Below are 22,429 nucleotides of genomic sequence, written 5' to 3'. Positions count from 1 at the left end.
GCAAAGCGTTATGGCATGATTTCCGTTATAATGACTTCCACTCGGGGTTCTTCACTGTAAAACTTGCTAACTTTCAGATCGACTACCTGGCTATCATCCCGGTAAATCAGATGATTCAGGGCGTCTTTAACTCCCTTTACATAGTTGTCAACGTCCGGCTTTGTTATGGGACGCAGGAGACCCTTTTCCGCATTTTCTCTTTTTGTCTTGGATTTGGAAATTTCTTTCGTCATCGGTCTGAATACTCTGACATCCATTGCCACAGGTCCCGTAATAACTTGTTTTGGCCGATACTGTGACGCCACCAGCGCAACATATTGTTTAAAATTCTTTGATTTCAAAGGATCACGCATTTTAACCTTGCCATTTATAACAGATCCCCTCGGCCTCCCCTGTGCAACAGGCTCGCCGTAAACTATAAACTGAATGGAATCCAACCGTCATTACCTCCCGTCAATTTGTTCCCAGTGCTGAATCTGCTTTTCCTTGTACGGCGCAGTGAGGATGATGGCCGGCAGCAGGATCACCGCTTTAAGCACTGTGCATCAGCTCCATTTGTTTGATTTTTTCCTCAAGCACCCGGATCGCCGGGGTAAGGTCCTGGCCGGCCGTTTGCTCGGCGGGCCCGAACAGATACATTCCGTCGGTCGCTGTGAAATTCGCTTTTTCTGTCATTCCCAATCTCCTAACCTATGGTTTAATTGCATCCGGTCGCCCTTAATGATCACCGTGTAATCTCTGGACATTTGATGAATCCGGGAGCCCAGCGCCTCGTCGATATCCAAAATTTCGCCCGTATCAAGCTCGGAAGAGATTAGCAGAGGCTTATGATTCAGGTACCGATAGTTCACAACCGATTGAATTTGTTCCACTTGCCAATCCGTCGCCCGCGGCTCCCCCTTCACTGGCTTGAATAAGTCATCAATGAACAGGACATCGGCTTTCCGCATGGCGTCGAGCTTTGTTTCCAACTGGTCAAAGTCATTTCGCAGATCGCCCATTCCCTCAACGTACGGGAAATACATGCAGTAAATTGATTTTTTCTTGATCAGATTGTTCATGATCGCCGTTAACAGGTGCGTTTTTCCGCTGCCCGGCTGCCCGAGCAAAGCGATACTGTTTGAACGTTTTCCCATGATGTTGGGAAAATCCTTATAGTATTCCACTGCGCACTCATAAGCGTCCTTGATCATGTCCGGCTTCCCGTCCTTGATGAAGTTTCCAAAAAGGAGCTTTTCGAATTCTTCCGTGATTCCGCTGGCCTTCATAAGCCGGGCGATCTTTTTTCGTTTTACACACTCGCATTGCTTTGAAAATGTGGTCTTCCATTCCCGGGCCTTATCCGGCAAGCATACTTTCCCAGCCAGGTAATCCTCTTCTCTGACCATTTGATCAGGGGCCAGGCTTTCCATTGTCTTATGCTCTTTTCTCAGCTGGCGTTCTGTGTCTTGATGAATTCGGTAAACAATAATGCCCTTATCCTTGCAGTCAGAGCACTCGTATTCAGCCTTTTCTTCTGAGGCGGCCTGTCCCACTGAAGATGCTGCTGACCGATCCCGGAGTTTGGTTAGAATGGCCTTCATTGCCGCGTCCATATCTTGCGTTTTGCGAGCTTCCATACTGCTGTTTCTCCTTTCGTCTCTGGCTAAATGGGTTTGAGAGGATGGCTTCAATGTAATTTAGATTGACGTTGTTGCCCTTGCTTCTGAAAGCCTGTTTCATCGCCTCCATGACTTTCTCTTCGCCGTAATCATCCACCATATACCCGAGCCGCTGAACCTCCATCGTGCCAATGGTGCGGGCTGTTTTGTTTTCGAATAGTTCAAATGCGTTTTTCATTTTTTCGTCAACCTCCTGCTGTCCTAAAGGTATTGGAGCCGGGTCTATCTTCTTGTTGTAATTTCCAAGCTGTATGTACTCGGCATAATTCAACACCGTCACAATGAAACCGCGTTTTTGCGGCAGCCGGTCTAACTTCAAATACTCTTGCTTTACCATCCGATCTAATGAGTATTTGATCTGATCAGACGACCAGTTGAAGCGCTTGGCTAAATCCACAAGCTTAACGATTGTCTGCCCGAGCTTTAGTTCTTGATCTGCCCTGTACTCCGCTCGTTTGAATAAATAATCGTATATTGTCTCGTCTCGTGAATCTTTAAATGGCAGCCGGGGCATGACCACATACCCCAAACCTTGCATATCCATACCGCTCACCTACTTCCTTTCACACAGTGCTGTCAGAGCCTTGAAATCTATTTCTACTAATCTCAGAGACGGCTCATTTGTCTTTAAGTAGTCAGTCGTGTACCGGGTATACAAGTCCTTTCTCATGTCGCGCTGAACCGTTTTGACCAGCCAGAGATAACAATGCGGGATAGGAATCCTGATCAGCTCCCTTTCCATTAGCTCACCAACTCCGAAAAATGGATGATGCTGTTCAGTTGATTAGTGGCCCGGCAATACTTGCATTTTTCGCATCGCTCTGGCTTCTCTCCGCCGTGTTTCACTTGCAAAATCCGATCCATCCGCTGCTCAATCTCTTCAAGCTCTACTTCCATCCTGCCCTCATCAATATTGATGACAGCTTTATCAGGTGGATCTTCTTTTGAAACCCCTACGATCAGGGGCTCAAGCCATTCGCTCCGTCCATTCATTCTTTTTTCAAGCTCAGCATACAGTGCCATTTGTGCAATATAGCCATTTGCCTCGACGAATGAGCAATAGCCTATTTCCGGATGCCAAACCCTCTCCCGGAGTGAACGGGCTGTTTTCAGATCGGCAAAACGGCTGCCGGCAGGGTTGTATACGTCCAGCTTGCCTTTCCACGGGATGCCGAACAGTTCAGCCGTTACGATAACTTCCTTTGCTCCTTGCAGAATGAACATACAGAGTTCGTCATGTTGAATTGCCTCAATCATCAGGTCAGCTAACTGATACTGCTTGTACAGCTGGCCCTTTTGTGTAAAAAGTGATGGGGTGTTCTTTTTAAATTCATCAAAAGCCTGTTCACCCTCAAGCCAGGCATGAACGTATTGGCCGAAGAGGAGCGCCTCCGATGTAGGCGGTGTCCATTCTCCGTTCAGCTTTGCCATCGCGGCAGCCTCGCACTGCAAAAAGCTTTTATATTGAGAATTTGACATGTAGTATCTATCAATTTCGTTAGAGTAATAATTCTCCTTGTTCAGCGCCGGTATCCGCATTAGCAGGATCACCCGCCTTTTCTTTACTATCAGCAGGCTTGTCAGCTTGCTCTTTCTGCTTTTTGAATTCTTCCTCAGCCTTTGATTTAGTCGCGCCAGTGGCCTTCACATTGAAGTAATCCTCTTTCTTCGCCATCCCATCACGCAGGGACGTGTAAATACGGCCAATTTTCAGGAAATCTTGCTCAGTAAAGGCATCAACATTACTTCCGATGTACTCCTGAATCATTTCCTTAGTGATGCCAAACTCTTTTTTAAATAGGGAGAAGGCGCTTCTGAGCCGGTCTTCCAGTGGTTCCTTATGACCGCTAATCAATGTTTTTTGACACATATCTACCGCCGCATCAACGATGTCGCCCGGAATCACTCCAAGTATGCAGGCGCGAACCCGGCGAGCTCCTTGATTGGCAACCATTTCGTAAATATCCCTCGGATCATCAAGTTTGGTAATGGCGCCCCGCGCCTTCCGTTCATGCTTCACAGTGAAAATTTTGGTTTGCCGGGTATTCGTTTCAAGATCCCAAGCGTAAGCCATGACAGATGATTCACCGGCCTTTTGTTCCAACTCCATAATTCCGTAATCAATGTTCCCCCAGTTCTGTGCCAAGGCCTCAGCCAGCCGGATGGATGGGCCGGAAACCTTTGTGCCGCCGCGCGGATATTCATATACCGCATTCTCAGCCAATAGCCTCCGCTCACATGCTTTTTTAATCCGGTCAAAAGCCGCGTATACGTCCCGTGGGAATTTCTTTGCTATAACCATTGCTGCTTGTACTTCTTGAGCCTGTCGGCTTACCATCGCTTCCGTAGTCACGCCAGTAGCCTGCTGGGGCGCCGGCATGTAATCTGAGTAATCCACCTGTGATAATCCATTCATTGTGCTTCTGCCACCTTTCTTTTATATGCTTCCGTTCCAAGCCGCTGCCATTCCCGATAGTGATCCATTGAAGGGAAACTAAACTGCGCTTTACCGTTTTTGGAGAATACAATTGAGCCGCCGGCCTGCCTTAAACGTCGCTGATCCTCCGCACGCTCACTGAATGCCACTTTAACTGCTTTAGCCATGTATAAAACCTCCATTGTTTTTTATGGGGCGTTTTGGTATAATAGGAATACAATCAATTATCAAAACGCCTTACCTAGTCCACTCTTCAAAGTGGGCTTTTTTTATTGTGCTGAATGAAACCTAAATCCAAGTTGCTCCTTCAAATAGCGTTTAAGATTGTCTTGTAAAATTACCTCGCCGCTGTCGATTACATAATTATGTGCTGACGTTACTTCGTCCCCGAAAAAGTCCTTTTTTGTTTCCGGCTCAGTCCCCTTGTCATGCCAGTTGTTCAAGACCATCGGATTTTCAATATTCATTGTGAACACCTACTTACAACACTCAGGTGAATCCCGCGGGCCGCCATATTTAAGACAGTTTGATGTAAGCGCCCTTTATTCGCCAGCCGGTTAATATCCTCTGTAAGAACCTTGATGCTCCCTGCAAGACTGATAGCTTCTTCGTAATCGCCATCCCGTAACGCATCCGAAAGCAAGATAGAGAGCTCTTCCGCCGACTCGATTTTTCTTTTTGCTGAATCTGCATCCGATTTAAGAAATTGATTGATTTTCATACCAATAATGCCTGCCTTTCCTCTGTTTTTGCCATCGCAACCTGATTCACTAGCGCTTTACGGGTCCACCTTTCGGCCAGTTCCTTCATGTTCAGGCCATGACTGCGGGCCAGTGAATATATCAGCGTTTTGTTTGCTGGGATCAGATCAAAAATCTGTTTAATATCGGCCATTGGCAGTTCTTCCGCCTGTCGGCCTGGCCTATCATTTGCCAGCCAGCGCGCTAAATGCTTTGTTGCCTGCAATGCTTCTTCAAGCTGGTGAATCATGTTGATTACCGCTGTGCTTGCACTCTCGTTAAGAGCTGGGTCTATTGGAGCCGCCGTTGTCGGGTGCAGCCGAAAAAGGTAATGTACTAGATCAATATGTTCATAGGCCTCACACGCCTCAAACCATCTGATGCATAATTCGGGGGTAAGCTTACTAAAACCATTTTCAACATCGGAAACGTATCGTTGATCCTTCCCGCCTATCAAACATCCGATCTGATATTGTGTAAATCCAGCCGCTTTACGAACAAAGCGCATGATCTTCGGTAAATTCCGCAAGTTGTACGGATTGTTCTCCATATGTTTGCCTCCTGATATATTCAGCTGTTTGCTGTTAAAATTTAATTAGGGTCAAAAGATGTTTTATTGTATTGGCTTATGATTTTTCAAATATCCGGCCTCATGGCTCTAAACTTCGCTTTGTGGCCACAATAAAAACAAATATTCACTCTATAGAGCCTCTTTCATGATTGCTTGTTCTTGAGCTTCGATCCATGCATCAATATTGTGTTTGGTAAAGAAAATGCGATTTCGCACACGAAAGTGAGGAATTTGTTTTTCTCGAACCATTGTGTAAATTGTGTCATGGTGAACACCCAGGTAATCAGCTGTTTCCTGCACAGTTAATGTATTGCGTGTCATACTCGGCCTCCTAAGCAGTGTGTTCTTTACTCGATTCGTGTAACTTTTGATCAAAAAAAAGTTCATCTACATCTTTATTCAACAACTTGGATATTTGATGTGCTTTTTCAAGACTTGGTTTTGTACGACCCATTTCTATATTCGCATACCCACTTACAGATCTGTATCCGAGCTTTTTAGCCATAAAGGTTTGGGTCTTTCCTTGAGAAATTCTAGTCGCCCGTAAATTTTCTAACACTATTTAACTCACCACCTTACTCTTTTTGTGTAACTCGTTAAACTCATAATAATATACACAATAAGGGTAAGTCAATATATTTTTATTCTTTTTGTGTAAGTTATTATCTGTTGTGTGTAAACCATGTTAAAATTTACACACCAAATGAAAAAAGGTGTATAATAATGGATAATATAACAGGGAAAATTCTAACTGAATTAAGAGAAAAAAAAGGTTGGAGCAAATCTTTTGTCGCAAAAAAATTGGGCATTAAAACAATGTCTACATATGCGAATTGGGAGTACGGCTTAAGGAAACCGGATGGCGAGATGCTTGTGAGAATTGCAAAGCTGTATGGTGTAACTACTGACTATCTCCTAACCGGCAAAGAACCTAATGCTTTTAATACTGACCTTTTTGATGATCCTGATTTACAACTCGCCTTTAGACAAGCTCGTGATTTCTCAGAAGAAAGTCAAAAACAAGCAATTGATTTTATTAAGTACCTTAAAGAGAAAGAAGAACGCGAAGGCCGCAAGCCTAAAAAGTAACAACTGCCGAAACCTTTATTTATATTATTTATTATGTTATTTCTGTTTACTAATAAGATCGGGATTGGATCGGGATTAGAACCGAACTGAAACGGGAAAGCATTTTTCATTAGTAGGTTGAAGCCAGTTATATCAAGGGATTCAGCAATCGTCCTCTTCTGGATTGCTTCAGTATTCAAACTGGAATGGATCAGAAAAAAGAAAGACAAACTCAGCCGTGACTACATATAAAGGGGAAATTAATTTGGCGTTTTTGTTCACTAATGAGGAAGTATATAACAGTGCCTTTGGAAAAAAACGCAGAGCTTCAGGGGCTTTCAGGAAAACTTATTATGCAGCCCAACCATTATTGGGGAAGAAAAACCAAGTAATAATGGAAGCTATATTCGGTGTGTTAAATGACAAAAAATTCGGCACTCAAGGTTTACTTATTGCTACCAAAGAAAACTTATATCATATTGCAGATAAAGCTGGTGCCCATAGAATAATCAGCTGGTCATATAACGAAATTACGAGCATCACCATCTTAAAGGAAACATTTACAGGGTTTCAGATAGATCTCAAAACCCATAAAGTGGAATTCTTGATTAAGGGAATTCAAGAAGGGGATCATGATAAGTTTGTCAACTACGTGAGAAAAGAAATACAAACTGCTCAAAAAAATAATGATCCGTCCCCTGCCCAGTCCACTCACCAGCATTTATCTGATTTTGACATGATAGCTTCAGAAATTAAAAAATATGCTGAGTTAAAAGAAGAAGGTCTTTTGACAGAAGAAGAGTTTACAGCGAAAAAAAAGCAGCTTTTAAAATTATAGTGGCCCTATGGGCTTTTCTTTCACACCAAAAACAGAACATACATTCCCTCTATGGTGGTGTTTTTAATGTCAATCCAGTTATCGTATCTTGAAGAAGAAGTGAAAAAAATCTATTACAAATTAAATATTGAGACCCCTGAAGACATTGATTTAGAAAGGATTGCCGCGGCATTTCGTATCTGGCTTCATTATGAGCAAAGAGACAGCTGCATGTTTCAAATTAACGGTGAGTATAGCGTTGTCCTTGATGCTCGAGCCTCTCCACAAGAACAGTGGCAAGACTTTGTTCATGAGCTATGCCATGTCTTAAAACATACTGGAAACCAATTTCACATGAATAGAATGTTCAGGCAGCTTCAGGAATACCAGGCGAACAGTTTCATGTATCACTTCTGCGTACCAACGTTCATGCTCATAAAAATGCAGCTGCCCCGTCTTAAATCAGAGGCCATTAAATTAATAGGAGATACATTTAATGTGACATATTCCTTGGCCGCTAAACGGCTAGAAATATTCAACAGAAAGCAGTTTTCAATTCTCTGGCATAAAAATCTTCATCAAATAAGTAAATTGAATGTTAGGAGGTAGCCAAATGGCCAGTATAGAGCCCCGTGGAAAAAACTCTTTTAGATTAATTGTTGAGAATGGTTACGATGCCAAAGGTAAAAGGGATAGAAGAAAGAAAACAATTCGTATAGAAGATCCAAAGCTATTAAAGACTAAACGGAAATTACAAGAGTATCTTGAGGACCAGCTGCACCGTTTCAGAATTGAAGTAGAGGCCGGCGAATATATCGCCCCAGAAAAAGCTACATTTGAATCATTTGTAGAGAAGTGGGTTGAAAAGAAACTCTTTAATAAGAATGGTAAGCCTTACTCTTTTACAACATCTGTTAAATATTCAAATCACTTAAAAAATCACATTCTTCCAGCATTAGGTCATAAAAAAATAGACAAATTAAAAAGCCTTCATATTGTTGATTTTATAGATGATTTATCTAAAGATGGGGCTAGAAAAGATGGAAAGCCTGGCGGATTAGGTGATCAAACAATCAAAGATATATTTAAAATCTTACAAGCATTATTTAAAACTGCCACAGAGGAATGGAAATTGATAAAAGACGACCCTATTGAGGGATTGAGTTCGCCAGAAGCTGAGAATAAAGAAATGAACTTTCTTGAATCTGACGAAGCAGCTGAATGTATTAAAGTGTTGTATGAAATAGATATTAAATGGCGCTTATATTATCTTGCAGCTCTGATCGGGGGGCTTCGTAGAGGGGAAACTCTTGCCTGTGAATGGCACTTGGACGTAGATTGGGACAAAGGTGGAATATACGTAAATAGATCAATTTCTAAAACAATTAACGGAGAGCCTCATGTCAAAAGCCCAAAGTCAAAAAGTTCTCAACGATTCGTCAAAATGCCTGATTTTTATATGAATGAACTGGTAAAATATTATCGCTTATGGAAAAAAGAAAAATTATTGCTTGGCGATGCCTGGGAAGGCGGAGCACATCAATATGTGTTTCACAGTGGTAAAGGAAAACCTTACTACTATACAACCCCTACCGCAAAATGGACTAAAATCAAAAAGAAGTACGGTCTAAAAGATGTTCGTCTTCATGACTTGCGTCATACTATGGTGGCTCTCCTTATGGAAGCTGGCGAAAGTCTCAGTGCTATTCAACGAAGAGCCGGACATGCCAGTGCTCGAACAACTAGTGATATTTATGGTCATGTTACCGAGAAACTCGAAAATAGCACAGTAAAACACTTTAACCAGTTCGATCCTAGAAACCTAGCACAAAAACAGAGTTGATTTTGAAATTCCTCTTCAAAATCAGCTCAAAAAAATAATTTCGTCCCCAATTCGTCCCCAACTCGATGAATGATGACAAAATCAATAAATAAGCAAAGTAAAAAACCCTTGCTACGCAAGGGTTTTGGCTATGATTCCGACTGGGCTCGAACCAGCGACCTCTACCCTGTCAAGGTAGCGCTCTCCCAGCTGAGCTACGGAATCATGATATGTATGTGTTGCTGGGTATGTTATTGTCTCTCTGACATTTATAATTATATATCCTGATTTCTCATTCGTCAACACTTTTTTTATCTAAAATAAAAAAAGGGCGCGTCACAAAATTGACGGCGCCCTTTTCGTTTATGATCTCACTTGGGCGGGGGTTATTTTTTTCAATGCCTGTTCGAAGTCCCGCTCTAAATCTTCGGCGTTTTCGACTCCGACGCTCAAGCGCAGAAGGCCGTCTGTGATGCCGCGTTTCTCCCTCTCTGCTTTCGGCATGGCGGCATGCGACATGGCTGCAGGGTATGAGAGAATGGATTCGACGGCGCCGAGGCTGACGGCAAATACCGGAAGCGATACGTTTTCGACCAGCTTTTTGACGGCTTCTTTGCTTTCCAATTCAAAGGACAGGACGGCGCCCGCTCCGCTCGCTTGCCGTTTATGGGTATCGGCTCCCGGGTGTCCGGCAAGGCCGGGATAGTAAACGTTTTTGATGGCGGGATGTCCGTCAAAATAGGCAGCCAGCCGCTCAGCCGTCCGGCTCGCTTTTTCCAGTCTGACCTGCAATGTTTTTAAGCCTCTCAATACGAGCCAGCAGTCCTGAACGCCGAGCACCGCTCCAAATGAGTTTTGCAGCTTATACAGCTGATTGCCGAGCTCTTCATCTTTTACGGCGGCAAGGCCTGACAGCACGTCGCTGTGGCCGCTTAAAAATTTCGTCGCACTGTGAAGCACGATATCTACGCCGAGATCAAGCGGCCGCTGCAGAGCAGGCGTCATAAAAGTATTGTCAAGGTATGTCAGACAGCCGTGATCCTTTGCCAGTTTGACGACGCCCTTAATATCCGTGATGCCGAGCGTCGGGTTTGACGGTGTTTCCATATAGATGGCTTTCGTATTCGGCCGGATGGCGCGGGCGACCGCTTCTGTGTCCGTCATATCGACAAAGGTATGTTCGATCCCGAAACGGGACAGAACCTCAGTCACCATGCGGAATGTTCCGCCGTACACATCCTCCGTGACAAGGACATGGTCGCCTTGGGATAAGAGCAGAAATGCCGTCGAAATCGCCGCCATTCCCGAGCTGAAAGCAAAGCCTCTCGTTCCGCCTTCAAGACCTGCGATCGTTTCTTCAAGCGCTGTTCTTGTCGGTGTGCCTGAGCGGCTGTAGTCATATGTCCCGAATTCTTCAAATGAAGACTGATGGAATGTGGAAGCATGCTGGATCGGGACGCTGACGGCTCCGGTGGCTCCGTCTGTTTTAAATGGATTGTGCACGAGCTGGGTTTCCAGCGTCCAATTGTGATTACTCATATGACACGGCCCCCTCTTTTACTTGCTGTAATGCCTGCTTTACATCCCGCTTCAAATCTTCTGCATGTTCAATGCCCACTGAAAATCTCAGCAGACGGTTGCAGACGCCGTTTGCGATACGGATGTCTTCAGGAATATCCATGTGCGTCTGTGTCGCGGGGTATGTAATAAAGCTTTCCACCCCGCCGAGACTTTCTGCGAAACAGATCGTTTTCAGCGCCTTTAAAAACGGATTGACCCATTCCTCTTTTTGCAGCCGGAAAGACAGCATCCCGCCTTTTCCGGGATATAACACATCGGCGATTTCTTCTTCCTGTTCTAAAAATTCCGCAAGTTCACGGGCGTTTTCTTCATGACGGCGCATTCTGAGTCCGAGTGTTTTCATCCCTCTCATTAAAAGCCACGAATCAAACGGCGGGAGAACGGCGCCGATCGCATTTTGGTGATTAAACATGATCTCGCCGAGCTCTTCATCCTTTACGACAGCAAGACCGGCAAGGAGATCATTGTGCCCGCCTAAATATTTTGTGGCGCTGTGAATGACGATGTCCGCTCCCAGTTCAAGCGGACGCTGGAGCACCGGGGTATAAAACGTATTATCCACAATCAAAAGCAGGCCGGCTTCTTTCGTAATCCGGGCGATTTTTTCAATGTCCGCCTCCTGCATTAACGGGTTTGTCGGTGTTTCAACAAATACCGCTTTCGTGTTTTCCGTTATTTTGGAGCGTAAACAGTCTTCATCGCTGAAATCATCGTAAGTAAAGCTTAAGCCGTATTTTCTCCATTCGTTTTCAAACAAACGGTACGTGCCTCCGTATAAATCGGAGGATACAATCAATTCATCTCCGCTTTTAAATAAAGCCATAATCGTTTGAATGGCTGCCATTCCCGAGCTGAAAGCAAAGCCTCTCGCACCGTTTTCCAACACGGCGATAGCGTCTTCAACGAGCTGGCGTGTCGGGTTTTTCGTACGCACATAATCAAAGCCTGTAGATTCTCCAATTCCTCTATGGCGATAGGCGGTGGACAGATAAATCGGCGGACTGACCGTTCCCGTTGCTTCTTCGCTTCTATTTCCGATTTGGGCTAATTTTGTATCAACATGCTGCGTCATCAGTAAGCACCATCCTTTTTCAAAATAAAAAAGCCCCCTCTTCATAAGAAGAAGGAGCTTTTCTCTTCCTCTTATCTTCCAAGCATGTGAATCGCTTGCTGGATTTAGCACCTTGGCACTTTGCCTTCCCGCGGCAAAGCAAACCGGTTGCTGAGGTTTCAAAGGGCCAGTCCCTCCACCTCTCGTGATAAGAATATTGTTTTGTATTTTCTGATTGTTCTATATTAACGCACTATAAAATGAATTTCAATAACTTTTTATTTATCTGAACTCTCGCAAGAAGTGCATCTGAAGAAAGAAATTTCTAATAATTCATGGTACAATAGGAAAAAACCATCAAGACAAGAAGCGGCCTGGAGGAATGCGAAGTGGCATCAAAAAACGGAATCATTCATGAGAAAAAACTTTTCTCCCATGAGCTTGAAGAGGAAATGACCGTTTTGGTCTACCTGCCCGCCACCTTCTCCCCCCTGTATAAATATCATACGATCATCGCTCAGGACGGCCATGATTATTTCAGATTAGGGAGAATCGGGCGGCAGGCGGAAGAGCTTATGTCAAAAGGGGAAATTGACCGCTGCATCATTATCGGCGTCCCTTATAAAAATGTGCGGGAGCGAAGAAACACATACCATCCAGAAGGCTCTAAGTTCGCCTCATATAAGCGGTTTATCGCAAATGAGCTCGTTCCTTTTATCGACAAAGAATACCCGACTTATCAAGTCGGATACGGCCGCACCATGATTGGGGATTCCCTCGGCGGAACCGTTTCGCTCATGACGGCGATTGACTATCCGAACATGTTTGGAAACGTCATCATGCAGTCTCCGTATGTTGACGGGCACGTGCTGGATGCCGTCCGGCAGTCGGAGGATCTCAAACAGATTTCCGTTTATCATCAAATCGGAGAAAAAGAAACCGGCGTTCACACGACAGACGGCCAGGTTCTTGATTTCACCGCGCCGAACGAAGAGCTCAAACAGCTGCTGGAAAGCAAACAGTCTGAATACACGTATGAAACCTTCGACGGGGATCATAAATGGACCTACTGGCAGCCGCTCATCACGCCGGCGCTGAAAAAAATGCTGTAACCATTCATTTAAGGAGGGAACTTTCATGAAATACGGTATTGTTTTATTTCCATCAAAAAAATTACAGGATCTCGCAAATTCGTACCGGAAACGCTACGACCCGAGCTACGCGCTCATTCCTCCGCACCTGACGCTAAGAGATCCGTTTGAAGCGACAGAACAGGAAATCGAGCAGGTCGTATCACAGCTGAGACAGACGGCGAAAGAGTCGCATCCGCTCGTTCTGAAAATCACAAAATACAGCTCGTTTTCTCCTGTGAATAATGTGATATATATGAAAGCAGAGCCGACGGAGGAATTAAAATCTCTGAGTGAGAAATGCTACTCAGGAGCATTATCCGGCGAGCCGGAATACAGCTTCGTTCCGCATGTCACGGTCGGCCAGAAGCTGTCGTCAGATGAACATTCCGACGTACTCGGACAGCTGAAAATGCTGGACATTTCCCACGAAGAAGTCATCGACCGTTTTCACTTGCTCTATCAGCTGGATAACGGCTCATGGACTGTGTACGAAACATTTTTATTAGGCGGAGGAGAATAACTGCTTGGAATCCATCATCGCAAAAACTGAAAAACAGCTAAACGACGCTTTTTTCGTCAGAAAAGAGGTCTTTGTTAAAGAACAGCACGTTCCGGAAGAAGAAGAGATTGATCAATTCGAAGACACGTCAGAGCATATAGTCATATATGACGGCGGCCAGCCGGTCGGAGCCGGCAGATGGCGCTTGAAAGACGGGCATGGAAAATTAGAGCGCATCTGCGTGATGAAAAGCCATCGTTCTTTAGGCGTCGGAGCCATCATTATGCAGGCGCTTGAAAAAGCGGCGGCAGCCAAGGGCGCCGACAGCTTTATCTTACATGCGCAGACGCAGGCGGTTCCGTTTTACGAAAAACAAGGATACCGCGTCACATCCGGCGAAGAATTTCTCGATGCGGGCATCCCCCATCTGGAAATGATAAAGGAACACAAACGATAAAATCAAAAGCACTCCTGTTGATATGGCAGGAGTGCTTTTTTATGAAAATAATACTATTTCATGAATTTTATTGCATTTTATGGAAGGTTAATGTATGTTTAGTATGCGAAGTATTACAATTCATACAAAAAGTACAATTCATATTTCGGAGGGATAAACATGACGGCACCAAAAGGAAAACACATATTCGGGACTGTTAAAGTGGGTACAAAAGGACAGATTGTCATTCCTAAAGAAGCAAGAGATGTTTTCGATATAAATCCGGGGGATTCACTGCTTATGCTCGGAGATGACCAGCAAGGTATCGCACTTGTTAAACAAGAACTCTTTTTCGAGTTTGCAAAAGATATTTTAAACGCTAAGCAAATCGATGAAGATAGCGAGGATGAGTAAATGCACGCGATTGAGCTGAAGCAATTAACGAAACATTATAAAGAAACCGCCGCCGTTGACCGTCTTGAGTTCTCAGTTGAGAAAGGGGAATTTTTCGCTTTACTCGGTGAGAACGGAGCCGGAAAAACGACATTAATCAGTATGCTTTGCGGACTCCTTTCTCCGGATGACGGTGATGCATCAGTGCTTGGACACAGTATTTTGACTGATTTGGATAAAATAAAACCGAAATTGAATATGTCCCCGCAGGAAACAGCCATCGCTCCTCATCTAACCGTACGGGAAAACTTAGAGTTTATAGCCGGAGTCTACGGAATTCCGAAAAAAGAAGCAAAAAAAAGAACAGATGAGATGCTCGAATTGTTTCAATTAAAAGAGAAAGAAAGAGCAAAAACAAAAACATTATCAGGAGGAATGCAGCGCCGCCTCAGCATCGCAATGGGAATGATCACCAAGCCTGATATTTATTTCTTAGATGAGCCGACATTAGGGCTGGACGTCCGTTCACGCCGCGAGTTGTGGAAAAATCTTGAGGCATTAAAGGGGGACATGACGATTATTTTAACGACACACTATTTAGAAGAGGCTGAAGCCCTGGCAGATCGTATTTGCATTTTAGAAAATGGGACTTTAAAAGCACTGGGTACGGCGGAGGCTCTGAAAAAGCAAACTCATTCAGCTACATTTGAAGATGCCTTTTTAGCGATTTGTGACGGGGAGGCGGGTCTTTATGCTTGATTTCGCCATTCGCAACCGCAAAGAAATTTTTCGTGACCCTCTGTCTATTATCCTTGGAATCGCACTGCCTGTTATTCTATTGTTTCTGTTTACGGCGATTGAAAAAAATGCGCCGCTTGATACCTTTAAAATTCAGCATTTAGCACCCGGACTCATTGTTTTCGGTTTTGCTTTCCTTACGATGTTCTCTGCATTGCTGATCGCAAAAGACAAACAGACCGCCCTTTTGACCCGTTTGTTTGCTTCCCCTTTAAAAACAGCCGATTATGTCATCGGTTATGCAATGCCGATGCTGCCGTTAGCCATTTTACAAATCGTCATTTGTTTTATCGCAGCAGCGGCTGCCGGTTTATCCGCCGAGTGGATGAATCTTCTCGCAGGTATCGCTGTCTTGCTGCCGATTGCGATGATGTCCGTTTTCTTCGGTTTATGTTTAGGGGCTGTGTTTACGGACAAACAAATTTCAGGCATCGGAACGATTTATATTACACTCGTACAATTTCTGGGCGGGGCTTGGATGGAGGTGAGCCTGCTCGGTGACACATTCAAACATATCGCTTATGCCTTACCGTTTGTTCACTCGATCGAGCTGGCCCAGGAAGTCATATCCGGAGATTATTCTTCCTTTCATCAGCATATTTGGCCGATAGCGGGATATACCGTTTTGGCGCTTGCACTTGCTTTCCTCAGTTTTATGAAAATCAGGAAGAGATAAAAAAAGCCGGCACTCCGTAATGGGAGCGCCGGTCTTCTTTATTACGTTTCTTTCAGAAGGTTTATCGTATGCGGCAGCAGACGGTCATCCCCCGGACTGCCATGGCCCGGAACGACAATGCTGATGTCCTGATATCTTTTCATGACTTTGCGGACCGCGCGCGGCCACTGATCCGGATAAAAGCCCGGAGTAGGCACGATTTCCTTTGTTTCTAAAGCTTTGATTAAGCAACCGCCGAATAAGAGCTTATCCTCAGGCAGCCAGACGGTAATATTGTCTTCCGTATGCCCTTTTCCCGGATAAAACGTTTCAATTTTCATATCGCCAAACTGCAGCTTTGTCACGTTTTTCAAATCTCCGAGCGGCCGGTCATATCCCTGCTGTCGGGCGAAGTCGGCGGTCAGTTTCGTGCTGTGCACCTTTACCCCGTATTTGTACAGGGTGTTCAGCCCGCCGATACGATCATCATGGGCGTGTGTCACAATGGCATCGGTCATCCTTTTGCCGGGAAACCGCTTTTTTATTTGTGTCATTAATTGCTCTGTGAGACTGTCATTCCACGGAGTATCAATCAGTACGATTCCTTTGGAAGTCTCAAGAAGCAATCCGTTCGCAGGGACGGGATTTCCGTCTGCCGTACCGGTGCTTGTATGCATCCAAACATGCGGCGTCAGCTGTGTGAGAGTGACATCTTTTGCTGCGGAGCTCTCCGCCGCGTGTGCCGGTTTCATTCCGGCAGTAAAGAGGCCGAATAGAAATAACCCCGCAATTAATAAAGAAATCCTTCTCAAATTGAACCATTCCTTTCCGCCTCTTTCATATATACGCCTCAAAAAAACCCGGATATAACCGGGCTTTTTCACACGTATTGATTTATCAACCGGCCTTTTCCCATGATTTGCGGCAGACGGGAAAGAGAGCGCTTACGTTTTTCCTCATGTACTTTCTTTTCTGCGGCTGCGGTGTTTTCCTGGCGGCGCTCCACCTCTCTGTACACCCTGTCATTGGCAAGGGCGGCCGCTTTCGTAATGCCGGCATAATCAGACTTATAACCCGCTGCCCGGTTTGCGTATTGAGAATACTGCTGGTTTTGAATCCGTCCTGCATAAATCATATGTACCCCTCCCCTTCGCTTTTCATTTCCCTTAATCTTACTTTTTGAAACGCTGTTCTTTTGTTATGATATTCTTTGTCTATCAAATGGATGAACACCTTTTAATGGGAGGACCCCTTTTTGAAATGCGCCCGACTGAATAACCGAACGATACATTTACATACATATTCTAGAGAACATTACCAATTCCTTTTTGAAGAAGCTCAGAAAGGAAATATTTTTTGCGCACATTGTGAGCAGCCCGTCTTGATGCGGCTTTCGATTTTAGAGCAGCCGGCATTTTATCACCGGCAAAAGGGAGACTTCACCGCCTGTGAAAAAGCATGCGCGGCCGAGGAACCACAAGCGGAGAAAGAAAAAGAAGAGTATAAGGAAGCCGGCATGTTCCGCCTGCCGAAAGGAAAAGCGATTTCAGAGAATCCGAAACCGATCGTCTCAGAATGGAAAAGCCCGAAAAAAGTGCCTGCGGCCGAACCGTTTTCACCAACATCCGAGGCGGCTGATACATCTTTGTTCCCCGGCATCGGCCTGAACCGTGAACAGATGAAGGCAGTTACTGAAACGGACGGGCCTTTATTAGTGCTTGCCGGAGCGGGAAGCGGAAAAACAAGGGTGCTGACAGCACGCGCCGCCCATATGATTGAACACCTCGGCATTTCACCTGAAAATATGCTGCTTGTGACCTTTACGACAAAAGCCGTCGCCGAAATGAAAGAGCGGATGGCAAATGAGTACGGTCTGGCAGCCGGAAAAGTCTCCCGTCTCGTGACCGGAACATTCCACAGTTTTTTCTATAAAATACTCTATCATTATGATTCTTCAAAATGGAACGGCAGCCAGCTTTTAAAAATGGAGTGGCAAAAAGAGCAATATGTGAAAAAAGCGCTCTATGAAGAAAATTTGGATGAAAAAGAGTTTCCCGTCGACCAGGCGCTTCAGCTTATCGGCTGCTGGAAAAACACGTATCTCCCCCATGAGACCATTCCGCTTGCGGACGACTGGGAGAAAAAAGTGTACAGGCTCTACGAACATTACGAACGGCAGAAGCGGGAAAAACGGCAATTTGATTTTGATGACATGGCCCAAGGCTGTTATGAACTGTTTCAAAGCCGGCCTGATATTCTCGCGCAGTACCAAAACAGATTTTCTCATATTTTGATTGATGAGTTTCAAGATATCAATCCTGTCCAGTACAACATTATGCAAATGATCGCAAGCCCAGAGAATAACCTGTGCTGCGTGGGTGATGACGACCAATCCATTTATGCGTTCCGCGGCAGCAGCCCGTCTTTCATTCTTGATTTTCAAAAGGATTATCCGGCAGCAAAGACCATTTACTTAACGGCAAATTACCGATCGCCGCATCCGATCGTCTCAAGCGCTCATGCCGTCGTAAAGAAAAATAAAAAACGGTATGAAAAAACACTTTCTGCCGTCAAAGACGGCGTTCACAATCCCGTGATGTTTTATCCTTACGATGAAGAAGAAGAAGCGACCATGATCGTTTCGGATATGAAAGAGAAGATTCAAAACGGGGCGAGTCCTGACGATTTTGCCGTACTTTACCGGACAAACAGCGCCGGACGGGCCATTTATGAAAGACTGCATCAATCATCGATTCCTTACCATGCCGACAGGGGCGTGCAGACGTTCTACAGCCGCAGAATCGTACGCCAGATCCTCGCCTACTTATATGCGAGTCAGAATGAAGATGATCCGGATGCGGTGAAAGACCTGCTGCCCGCCTTATTTTTAAAGCAATCCGCCCTGCAAACGTTAAAGGCGCTGTCAATTACGGAAGATTGCACGATGATTAAGGCACTGACGAAACTGCCTGACCTGAAGCCTTTTCAAATAGGGAAGATCAAGCAGATCGTTCCGTTTTTCGCAAGCATCCGGACAATGAAGCCGGTTGAAGCCATCACCTTTGCAGAAAGCAAAATGGGTTTTTCCGAGTATTTAAAAAAACGGGGCAATGAGGGAAACAAACTGGAAAAAGGCTCTGATGATCTCAGGGATGTCAAAGTGGCCGCCAAAAAATTCAAAACCATTCCCGATTTTCTTGCGCATGTCGATCATATGCGCGCCGCTGAGAATCTGAAAACCGATGAAAACGGCGTCGAACTGCTGACCATTCACCGCTCTAAAGGTCTTGAATTCAATACGGTCTATATTTTAGGCGCGGCTGACGGCTCGATCCCCCATGACTTCGCGCTTGAGACGGCGAGACAGGGCGATCCCGCTCCGCTCGAAGAAGAAAGACGGCTTCTGTATGTCGCAATGACAAGGGCCATGCAGCATTTATATGTATCTTGTCCCGCGTACAGGCGGGGAAAAACAGCGCGCAGCTCAAGATTTCTCGAGCCCCTTCTTCGGACGGACAGACGGAGCGCACTCAGGATATAAAGAACCCGGCAGATCACTGCCGGGTTCTTCTCACATAAAAAGGCCTTTTTAGCAAGGCCGGCTGACGCCTATTTATTGTTCAGCATTTTAGAAATGGTGCCAAAATCAAGTTTCTCTTTACCGCTTGTAATAGATTGAACGATTTTGTCTTCCAATTCTTTCGGAACACGCTTGTTAGCCAGCTGGGACACCTTCTGAATGACGCCTCTCACCGTGTTTTCATCTTTGAAATTGGCATTTTGCAATGATCCTGCAAGGTTCATGACATCCTTCATGCTGACGCCTGTTTTCTTCTCAATATTTTTGAAAAATTGATTATCCATGGTGTGCCTCCTTTTGTGGAGTAATACGATATTGTATGAATAAAGAGCGGAACATGTGCCCGTAAGACAAGGAAAAAATTCCGAGTGCCCCGTCTCTATACTCCTTCATACATCAGGGAAGCACGGGACTGAACGGTCCCGCGCTTATCCAAGGTCTTGCTAAGGTTTAGCCAAAAAAGGATGCACCGACAATGATCAGAAGGATGAACAATACGACAACAAGAACAAATGTTGAGCCGTATCCGCCTCCGACATAGCCGCCTCCGTATCCGCCGCAGCCGCCATAACCGCCGTAGCCGCCGCCGAATCCGCCATATCCGAATCCCATATCTAAGCACCTCCTTTACTCTCTATACTCTATGTGAGCCGACTTGTTTGGCTTGGATAAATGCATAGGGCCGGTGCGGATTTCATTCATTTTAGTGAGAATGCTCATTTTTCTTCAGTTTTGCTTCTGTTTCGGCGGCAAACACATCTATCCATTCCTCAAAGCGCGATCCCGCTTCATCAAACTCAGACAGCTGTTTTTCAATAGATAAGATATATTTGTCATGCTCCCGCTGGTTTTGATTGTGCCGGCGGTATTTACCGTTTATGAATGATTCAAATATATTCATAACATCCCCTCCTCCTATGATCTATGCCGAACAGAGGCCGGCGTTCGGCAAAAAACAAAAAAACCGGAAGTTCCGGTTTTTTAGAAAAAGGCTATTTCGGTTTTTTCTTTTGGCCGCAGCCGCAGCCTTTTTTCTTGATTTTTTTTTCGTAAGGCTGATGCACAGTTGATTTGTATGGAGAATGTTGGGAAGGTTTGCTTGATTGACTCATGGTGATCCTTCCTTTCCTTATGTCATATATGCCAGTTTATGCCGAAGGTGACGGTAAGTTGCTGGTGGAACCGCCTTATTCCTGCAGAAGACGAGAAACCGCAGCTTCAATGATCCCGGCCGCGCCGGCTATGGCTAACAGCAAAATCAGCCATTGCGCAGCCTCGGGTACCACAATCTGGACCGCAATTAAAAAGGCGGCACACCACACGCCCGTACACCAGTAGCAGCTGAGAAGTTCACCGATAAATGCCCTGATGCCTTTTCCTTTTATGACAATGTAGGTTTCTGTCGTGCCGTCGGGTGCGGTTTCTGTTTTTTCCTCGTGAAAAAGGCTCCGAAGCGGCGCCATAATGGTGTCAAATACGAAAAGCCTGGCCAGCCGGAAAACGGCAAACGATAACAGAATAAATGAAAGCCAATTGATAACCACCTGTTCACTCCTTTTCAAAACTTGACCTCTTTATACATATGCGAAAACCCTGATCTTCATGAATCGCACCTTGTCCGGTAAAAAAATAGGTGCGGTTTAGTTGTTTTTCTTATTCCGCTCGGCGTTTCATTTGCATTATATAAAGTATGAATGAGAAAGGAGTGAAGGTTATGTCGTTTGAAGAAAAAGTCGAAACACTGCAACCGCAAATATACGAACAATTATCCAACGAATTCGAGCAGACGATCGAAGTGATTGATTGCGAAAATGTCACAATAGATACAACACATATAACGGCCGCTCTTTCTATACAAGCCTCAGTTACTACGGCGATTATCCTCGCGACACAGCTCGCGATCGCAGATGAAGACACAGCCGACCAAATAGCAACCGAACTGCTGATCCTGGATGATTGCCAAATAAAAAAGAGGACCGTCATTCAAGTCCTGAACAGCCGCAATATTAAAATCACACTGACTGCAGACGATATTATGGCCTTTGTACAAATTTTGTTTCAATTATTAAATATACTTTTTGCTGAACTAGACATCCTTTAACCTTTCTTTTCAAATATTTAAATAGAGGTGAGAACAAATGGCAGATAACGAAAAATTAAAAAAAGAACTCGAAAATCTACCAGAAGTGGATCCGCTTTTAAAGGTGCTTGTCAGCAATGTCTTCAAAAAACACGGCGTGACAAAAGATAAAATGCGGGAAATTCCTGATGAAGAAAAAGAAATGCTGATCGCATTAGTCAAAGACATGCAGGCAAAAACAGAAGCTTTTCTTGAAAGCCAGAAACAGAAAAAAGAGCAGGAAAAAGCGCAAGATCAGCAGACCAATCCGCAAACCCGCAGAGAACAATTAATCGAACAGCTCCGGCAAAGACGCCAAAATCCCGGTCAATAACTAAAAAATAGTGATTTTTATCAGGATAGATGCCTGAGTCAAAGTAAGGGGCCGGCTCATTTAATAATAGTAAAAGAAAAGGAGGAATAGATATGGAAAGCAGACCATACTCTTGGGTTGCACTTGATCCTGAATGCGAACATCCGCGAGAAGAAAAAGAAGAAAAAGAAGGCAGAAGATGTAATGTTTGCTGTAACGGACATGGATTTGGCGAAGATAATGCCTTCCTTGACCAAGACCTTGCTCAAGCGAATATCAACAAACAAGTTTCTGAAGAAGCGATTATTATCAGAGACTCTTGTGATATTAACGTAACGTCAACAGACGTTCAAGCAGTCGCTTCAGTCATGACAGCGATTAATGCAGCAGTCGTAACGGCCACTCTCACTTCAATCGCTGACGGAGTCATCGCTGAATTGGTCGCACAAGACTTACTGCAGCTAACAGCTAACAAACAAATCAACCGTCAAAAACTGCTCATCGAAAACTCCCGCGGCGTAAACGTGACAACAGTAGATGCCGATATCGCAGTGTTGATCTCAACAGCGACAAATTTACTGATTGCTGTCTTAGTCATCACCCTTGTCCTCTAAAAAGAAAAAGCAGAGCTAAAAATGCTCTGCTTTTTCTTATTTTCTCCGCATATGATGAATATATAGACGTTCACCCACACCAAGTGAGGCTCGCGTACATATGTTGTTAAAGACAAAAGTCAAATACCCTAAAAGAAGGAG

34 protein-coding genes, 1 tRNA gene and 1 riboswitch are annotated in these 22,429 nt (G+C 44.7%); of the genes, 14 read left to right on the top strand and 21 right to left on the bottom strand.

Going from position 1 to position 22,429, the window contains the following annotated elements:
- Positions 1–8 precede the first annotated feature (8 nt).
- The 12 genes from JNUCC21_RS06070 to JNUCC21_RS06015 form a co-directional block, all read right to left on the bottom strand.
- A complete protein-coding gene (locus JNUCC21_RS06070) occupies positions 9–437 on the bottom strand; it encodes a RusA family crossover junction endodeoxyribonuclease (protein WP_326220497.1) in 429 nt (142 codons plus the stop codon).
- A 94-nt stretch (positions 438–531) separates the two neighbouring features.
- On the bottom strand, positions 532–675 hold the full coding sequence (locus JNUCC21_RS06065; protein ID WP_007408611.1) for a hypothetical protein: 144 nt from the start codon (positions 673–675) through the stop codon (positions 532–534).
- Entirely contained in the window at positions 672–1,619 is a 948-nt protein-coding gene (locus tag JNUCC21_RS06060; protein WP_326220495.1) for an ATP-binding protein, read from the bottom strand. Before JNUCC21_RS06060 ends, JNUCC21_RS06065 begins: the two co-directional genes overlap by 4 nt.
- Positions 1,504–2,205 (bottom strand): DnaD domain protein, encoded by a 702-nt coding sequence (locus tag JNUCC21_RS06055; RefSeq protein WP_326220493.1) that lies wholly within the window; start codon positions 2,203–2,205, stop codon positions 1,504–1,506. The genes JNUCC21_RS06060 and JNUCC21_RS06055 overlap by 116 nt, the downstream gene beginning before the upstream one ends.
- A 197-nt stretch (positions 2,206–2,402) precedes the next feature.
- The gene (locus JNUCC21_RS06050) at positions 2,403–3,200 is read right to left on the bottom strand and encodes a PD-(D/E)XK nuclease-like domain-containing protein (RefSeq protein WP_326220489.1); all 798 of its coding nucleotides are present in this window, start codon (positions 3,198–3,200) and stop codon (positions 2,403–2,405) included.
- On the bottom strand, positions 3,160–4,077 hold the full coding sequence (locus tag JNUCC21_RS06045) for a hypothetical protein (RefSeq protein ID WP_161503360.1): 918 nt from the start codon (positions 4,075–4,077) through the stop codon (positions 3,160–3,162). The genes JNUCC21_RS06050 and JNUCC21_RS06045 overlap by 41 nt, the downstream gene beginning before the upstream one ends.
- Positions 4,074–4,265, bottom strand: coding sequence for a hypothetical protein (locus tag JNUCC21_RS06040; protein ID WP_326220486.1), 192 nt, complete (start codon positions 4,263–4,265; stop codon positions 4,074–4,076). Before JNUCC21_RS06040 ends, JNUCC21_RS06045 begins: the two co-directional genes overlap by 4 nt.
- A gap of 102 nt (positions 4,266–4,367) precedes the next feature.
- Positions 4,368–4,565 carry a hypothetical protein gene (locus JNUCC21_RS06035; protein WP_326220484.1) on the bottom strand — a complete coding sequence of 66 codons (198 nt, stop codon included), beginning with the start codon at positions 4,563–4,565 and terminating at the stop codon, positions 4,368–4,370.
- Complete coding sequence (locus JNUCC21_RS06030; RefSeq protein ID WP_326220482.1) at positions 4,562–4,819, bottom strand: YqaH family protein; 258 nt, start codon at positions 4,817–4,819, stop codon at positions 4,562–4,564. The genes JNUCC21_RS06035 and JNUCC21_RS06030 overlap by 4 nt, the downstream gene beginning before the upstream one ends.
- A complete protein-coding gene (locus JNUCC21_RS06025; protein ID WP_326220480.1) occupies positions 4,816–5,388 on the bottom strand; it encodes a transcriptional regulator in 573 nt (190 codons plus the stop codon). Before JNUCC21_RS06025 ends, JNUCC21_RS06030 begins: the two co-directional genes overlap by 4 nt.
- A gap of 150 nt (positions 5,389–5,538) precedes the next feature.
- Positions 5,539–5,730: a helix-turn-helix domain-containing protein gene (locus JNUCC21_RS06020; RefSeq protein WP_014470596.1), complete on the bottom strand. Its 192-nt coding sequence runs from the start codon at positions 5,728–5,730 to the stop codon at positions 5,539–5,541.
- 10 nt (positions 5,731–5,740) lie between these two features.
- A complete protein-coding gene (locus JNUCC21_RS06015) occupies positions 5,741–5,968 on the bottom strand; it encodes a helix-turn-helix transcriptional regulator (protein ID WP_326220479.1) in 228 nt (75 codons plus the stop codon).
- A 164-nt stretch (positions 5,969–6,132) separates the two neighbouring features.
- Here JNUCC21_RS06015 and JNUCC21_RS06010 point away from each other — a divergent pair, with 164 nt between their 5' ends.
- The 4 genes from JNUCC21_RS06010 to JNUCC21_RS05995 all read left to right on the top strand — a co-directional run bounded on the left by JNUCC21_RS06010 (position 6,133) and on the right by JNUCC21_RS05995 (position 9,137).
- Complete coding sequence (locus JNUCC21_RS06010) at positions 6,133–6,498, top strand: helix-turn-helix domain-containing protein (protein WP_061046888.1); 366 nt, start codon at positions 6,133–6,135, stop codon at positions 6,496–6,498.
- Between the two features lie 244 nt (positions 6,499–6,742).
- Complete coding sequence (locus JNUCC21_RS06005; RefSeq protein ID WP_326220477.1) at positions 6,743–7,315, top strand: SHOCT domain-containing protein; 573 nt, start codon at positions 6,743–6,745, stop codon at positions 7,313–7,315.
- A 66-nt stretch (positions 7,316–7,381) separates the two neighbouring features.
- Positions 7,382–7,903: an ImmA/IrrE family metallo-endopeptidase gene (locus JNUCC21_RS06000; protein ID WP_326220474.1), complete on the top strand. Its 522-nt coding sequence runs from the start codon at positions 7,382–7,384 to the stop codon at positions 7,901–7,903.
- Positions 7,904–7,907: 4 nt separating this feature from the next.
- Positions 7,908–9,137, top strand: coding sequence for a site-specific integrase (locus JNUCC21_RS05995; protein WP_326220472.1), 1,230 nt, complete (start codon positions 7,908–7,910; stop codon positions 9,135–9,137).
- A 131-nt stretch (positions 9,138–9,268) separates the two neighbouring features.
- Here JNUCC21_RS05995 and JNUCC21_RS05990 read toward each other — a convergent pair.
- The 3 genes from JNUCC21_RS05990 to JNUCC21_RS05980 form a co-directional block, all read right to left on the bottom strand.
- Positions 9,269–9,341: transfer RNA gene (locus JNUCC21_RS05990), tRNA-Val, on the bottom strand.
- A 138-nt stretch (positions 9,342–9,479) separates the two neighbouring features.
- Positions 9,480–10,655, bottom strand: coding sequence for a cystathionine beta-lyase (gene metC, locus JNUCC21_RS05985; RefSeq protein WP_007409073.1), 1,176 nt, complete (start codon positions 10,653–10,655; stop codon positions 9,480–9,482).
- Complete coding sequence (locus JNUCC21_RS05980) at positions 10,648–11,769, bottom strand: methionine biosynthesis PLP-dependent protein (protein ID WP_369878677.1); 1,122 nt, start codon at positions 11,767–11,769, stop codon at positions 10,648–10,650. The genes metC and JNUCC21_RS05980 overlap by 8 nt, the downstream gene beginning before the upstream one ends.
- Before the next feature lie 68 nt (positions 11,770–11,837).
- A riboswitch (SAM riboswitch) is annotated at positions 11,838–11,963 on the bottom strand.
- 174 nt (positions 11,964–12,137) lie between these two features.
- Between JNUCC21_RS05980 and JNUCC21_RS05975 the strand changes: the two genes are divergently transcribed.
- The 6 genes from JNUCC21_RS05975 to JNUCC21_RS05950 all read left to right on the top strand — a co-directional run bounded on the left by JNUCC21_RS05975 (position 12,138) and on the right by JNUCC21_RS05950 (position 15,683).
- Positions 12,138–12,860, top strand: coding sequence for an esterase family protein (locus JNUCC21_RS05975; RefSeq protein WP_012117313.1), 723 nt, complete (start codon positions 12,138–12,140; stop codon positions 12,858–12,860).
- 25 nt (positions 12,861–12,885) lie between these two features.
- Positions 12,886–13,401 carry a YjcG family protein gene (locus JNUCC21_RS05970; protein WP_007409076.1) on the top strand — a complete coding sequence of 172 codons (516 nt, stop codon included), beginning with the start codon at positions 12,886–12,888 and terminating at the stop codon, positions 13,399–13,401.
- Between the two features lie 4 nt (positions 13,402–13,405).
- The gene (locus tag JNUCC21_RS05965; RefSeq protein WP_012117312.1) at positions 13,406–13,837 is read left to right on the top strand and encodes a GNAT family N-acetyltransferase; all 432 of its coding nucleotides are present in this window, start codon (positions 13,406–13,408) and stop codon (positions 13,835–13,837) included.
- Between the two features lie 159 nt (positions 13,838–13,996).
- Positions 13,997–14,230: an AbrB/MazE/SpoVT family DNA-binding domain-containing protein gene (locus JNUCC21_RS05960; RefSeq protein ID WP_007409078.1), complete on the top strand. Its 234-nt coding sequence runs from the start codon at positions 13,997–13,999 to the stop codon at positions 14,228–14,230.
- Positions 14,231–14,968, top strand: a complete 738-nt coding sequence (locus JNUCC21_RS05955; protein WP_007409079.1) for an ABC transporter ATP-binding protein — start codon at positions 14,231–14,233, stop codon at positions 14,966–14,968.
- On the top strand, positions 14,961–15,683 hold the full coding sequence (locus tag JNUCC21_RS05950) for an ABC transporter permease (protein ID WP_007409080.1): 723 nt from the start codon (positions 14,961–14,963) through the stop codon (positions 15,681–15,683). Before JNUCC21_RS05955 ends, JNUCC21_RS05950 begins: the two co-directional genes overlap by 8 nt.
- Positions 15,684–15,724: 41 nt before the next feature.
- On the opposite strand, the gene bla is transcribed toward JNUCC21_RS05950, so the two are convergent.
- Entirely contained in the window at positions 15,725–16,474 is a 750-nt protein-coding gene (gene bla, locus JNUCC21_RS05945; RefSeq protein ID WP_072589810.1) for a subclass B1 metallo-beta-lactamase, read from the bottom strand.
- Between the two features lie 68 nt (positions 16,475–16,542).
- Positions 16,543–16,797 (bottom strand): hypothetical protein, encoded by a 255-nt coding sequence (locus tag JNUCC21_RS05940; RefSeq protein WP_007409082.1) that lies wholly within the window; start codon positions 16,795–16,797, stop codon positions 16,543–16,545.
- Positions 16,798–16,917: 120 nt separating this feature from the next.
- Here JNUCC21_RS05940 and JNUCC21_RS05935 point away from each other — a divergent pair, with 120 nt between their 5' ends.
- On the top strand, positions 16,918–19,203 hold the full coding sequence (locus JNUCC21_RS05935; protein WP_012117308.1) for an ATP-dependent helicase: 2,286 nt from the start codon (positions 16,918–16,920) through the stop codon (positions 19,201–19,203).
- A gap of 68 nt (positions 19,204–19,271) precedes the next feature.
- On the opposite strand, the gene JNUCC21_RS05930 is transcribed toward JNUCC21_RS05935, so the two are convergent.
- The 4 genes from JNUCC21_RS05930 to JNUCC21_RS05915 form a co-directional block, all read right to left on the bottom strand.
- Entirely contained in the window at positions 19,272–19,526 is a 255-nt protein-coding gene (locus tag JNUCC21_RS05930; RefSeq protein WP_003154986.1) for a stage VI sporulation protein F, read from the bottom strand.
- Between the two features lie 166 nt (positions 19,527–19,692).
- The gene (locus JNUCC21_RS05925; RefSeq protein WP_007610678.1) at positions 19,693–19,854 is read right to left on the bottom strand and encodes a YjcZ family sporulation protein; all 162 of its coding nucleotides are present in this window, start codon (positions 19,852–19,854) and stop codon (positions 19,693–19,695) included.
- 91 nt (positions 19,855–19,945) lie between these two features.
- Positions 19,946–20,143, bottom strand: coding sequence for a hypothetical protein (locus tag JNUCC21_RS05920; protein ID WP_012117306.1), 198 nt, complete (start codon positions 20,141–20,143; stop codon positions 19,946–19,948).
- A 286-nt stretch (positions 20,144–20,429) separates the two neighbouring features.
- A complete protein-coding gene (locus tag JNUCC21_RS05915) occupies positions 20,430–20,786 on the bottom strand; it encodes a DUF1360 domain-containing protein (protein WP_015239585.1) in 357 nt (118 codons plus the stop codon).
- 170 nt (positions 20,787–20,956) lie between these two features.
- Here JNUCC21_RS05915 and JNUCC21_RS05910 point away from each other — a divergent pair, with 170 nt between their 5' ends.
- From JNUCC21_RS05910 to JNUCC21_RS05900, 3 genes are all read left to right on the top strand, one after another.
- Positions 20,957–21,343: a spore coat protein gene (locus JNUCC21_RS05910; protein WP_003154992.1), complete on the top strand. Its 387-nt coding sequence runs from the start codon at positions 20,957–20,959 to the stop codon at positions 21,341–21,343.
- A gap of 37 nt (positions 21,344–21,380) precedes the next feature.
- Entirely contained in the window at positions 21,381–21,695 is a 315-nt protein-coding gene (locus JNUCC21_RS05905; protein ID WP_015239584.1) for a hypothetical protein, read from the top strand.
- Positions 21,696–21,787: 92 nt separating this feature from the next.
- Positions 21,788–22,288 (top strand): spore coat protein, encoded by a 501-nt coding sequence (locus JNUCC21_RS05900; RefSeq protein WP_015239583.1) that lies wholly within the window; start codon positions 21,788–21,790, stop codon positions 22,286–22,288.
- Positions 22,289–22,429: the final 141 nt, after the last annotated feature.

It is taken from the genome of Bacillus sp. JNUCC-21 (assembly GCF_041222765.1).
Lineage (GTDB): Bacteria > Bacillota > Bacilli > Bacillales > Bacillaceae > Bacillus > Bacillus velezensis.
The sequence above is the reverse complement of the archived record's forward strand: the minus strand, read 5'-3'. Positions and strand labels throughout refer to the sequence as shown.

Excerpts from the sequence above, each read along its gene's own strand:
- JNUCC21_RS06030 (WP_326220482.1), bottom strand. The coding sequence starts at position 4,819 with ATGAAAATCAATCAATTTCTTAAATCGGATGCAGATTCAGCAAAAAGA.
- JNUCC21_RS06025 (WP_326220480.1), bottom strand. The coding sequence starts at position 5,388 with ATGGAGAACAATCCGTACAACTTGCGGAATTTACCGAAGATCATGCGC.
- JNUCC21_RS05950 (WP_007409080.1), top strand. The coding sequence starts at position 14,961 with ATGCTTGATTTCGCCATTCGCAACCGCAAAGAAATTTTTCGTGACCCT.
- JNUCC21_RS06060 (WP_326220495.1), bottom strand. The coding sequence starts at position 1,619 with ATGGAAGCTCGCAAAACGCAAGATATGGACGCGGCAATGAAGGCCATT.
- JNUCC21_RS06020 (WP_014470596.1), bottom strand. The coding sequence starts at position 5,730 with ATGACACGCAATACATTAACTGTGCAGGAAACAGCTGATTACCTGGGT.
- JNUCC21_RS05955 (WP_007409079.1), top strand. The coding sequence starts at position 14,231 with ATGCACGCGATTGAGCTGAAGCAATTAACGAAACATTATAAAGAAACC.
- JNUCC21_RS05905 (WP_015239584.1), top strand. The coding sequence starts at position 21,381 with ATGGCAGATAACGAAAAATTAAAAAAAGAACTCGAAAATCTACCAGAA.
- JNUCC21_RS05970 (WP_007409076.1), top strand. The coding sequence starts at position 12,886 with ATGAAATACGGTATTGTTTTATTTCCATCAAAAAAATTACAGGATCTC.
- JNUCC21_RS05910 (WP_003154992.1), top strand. The coding sequence starts at position 20,957 with ATGTCGTTTGAAGAAAAAGTCGAAACACTGCAACCGCAAATATACGAA.
- JNUCC21_RS05930 (WP_003154986.1), bottom strand. The coding sequence starts at position 19,526 with ATGGATAATCAATTTTTCAAAAATATTGAGAAGAAAACAGGCGTCAGC.
- JNUCC21_RS06000 (WP_326220474.1), top strand. The coding sequence starts at position 7,382 with ATGTCAATCCAGTTATCGTATCTTGAAGAAGAAGTGAAAAAAATCTAT.
- JNUCC21_RS05980 (WP_369878677.1), bottom strand. The coding sequence starts at position 11,769 with ATGACGCAGCATGTTGATACAAAATTAGCCCAAATCGGAAATAGAAGC.
- JNUCC21_RS06010 (WP_061046888.1), top strand. The coding sequence starts at position 6,133 with ATGGATAATATAACAGGGAAAATTCTAACTGAATTAAGAGAAAAAAAA.
- JNUCC21_RS05995 (WP_326220472.1), top strand. The coding sequence starts at position 7,908 with ATGGCCAGTATAGAGCCCCGTGGAAAAAACTCTTTTAGATTAATTGTT.
- JNUCC21_RS06050 (WP_326220489.1), bottom strand. The coding sequence starts at position 3,200 with ATGCGGATACCGGCGCTGAACAAGGAGAATTATTACTCTAACGAAATT.
- JNUCC21_RS06045 (WP_161503360.1), bottom strand. The coding sequence starts at position 4,077 with ATGAATGGATTATCACAGGTGGATTACTCAGATTACATGCCGGCGCCC.
- JNUCC21_RS05940 (WP_007409082.1), bottom strand. The coding sequence starts at position 16,797 with ATGATTTATGCAGGACGGATTCAAAACCAGCAGTATTCTCAATACGCA.
- JNUCC21_RS06055 (WP_326220493.1), bottom strand. The coding sequence starts at position 2,205 with ATGGATATGCAAGGTTTGGGGTATGTGGTCATGCCCCGGCTGCCATTT.
- JNUCC21_RS05900 (WP_015239583.1), top strand. The coding sequence starts at position 21,788 with ATGGAAAGCAGACCATACTCTTGGGTTGCACTTGATCCTGAATGCGAA.
- JNUCC21_RS06065 (WP_007408611.1), bottom strand. The coding sequence starts at position 675 with ATGACAGAAAAAGCGAATTTCACAGCGACCGACGGAATGTATCTGTTC.
- JNUCC21_RS05925 (WP_007610678.1), bottom strand. The coding sequence starts at position 19,854 with ATGGGATTCGGATATGGCGGATTCGGCGGCGGCTACGGCGGTTATGGC.
- JNUCC21_RS06035 (WP_326220484.1), bottom strand. The coding sequence starts at position 4,565 with ATGAATATTGAAAATCCGATGGTCTTGAACAACTGGCATGACAAGGGG.
- JNUCC21_RS05960 (WP_007409078.1), top strand. The coding sequence starts at position 13,997 with ATGACGGCACCAAAAGGAAAACACATATTCGGGACTGTTAAAGTGGGT.
- JNUCC21_RS06040 (WP_326220486.1), bottom strand. The coding sequence starts at position 4,265 with ATGGCTAAAGCAGTTAAAGTGGCATTCAGTGAGCGTGCGGAGGATCAG.
- metC (WP_007409073.1), bottom strand. The coding sequence starts at position 10,655 with ATGAGTAATCACAATTGGACGCTGGAAACCCAGCTCGTGCACAATCCA.
- JNUCC21_RS05920 (WP_012117306.1), bottom strand. The coding sequence starts at position 20,143 with ATGAATATATTTGAATCATTCATAAACGGTAAATACCGCCGGCACAAT.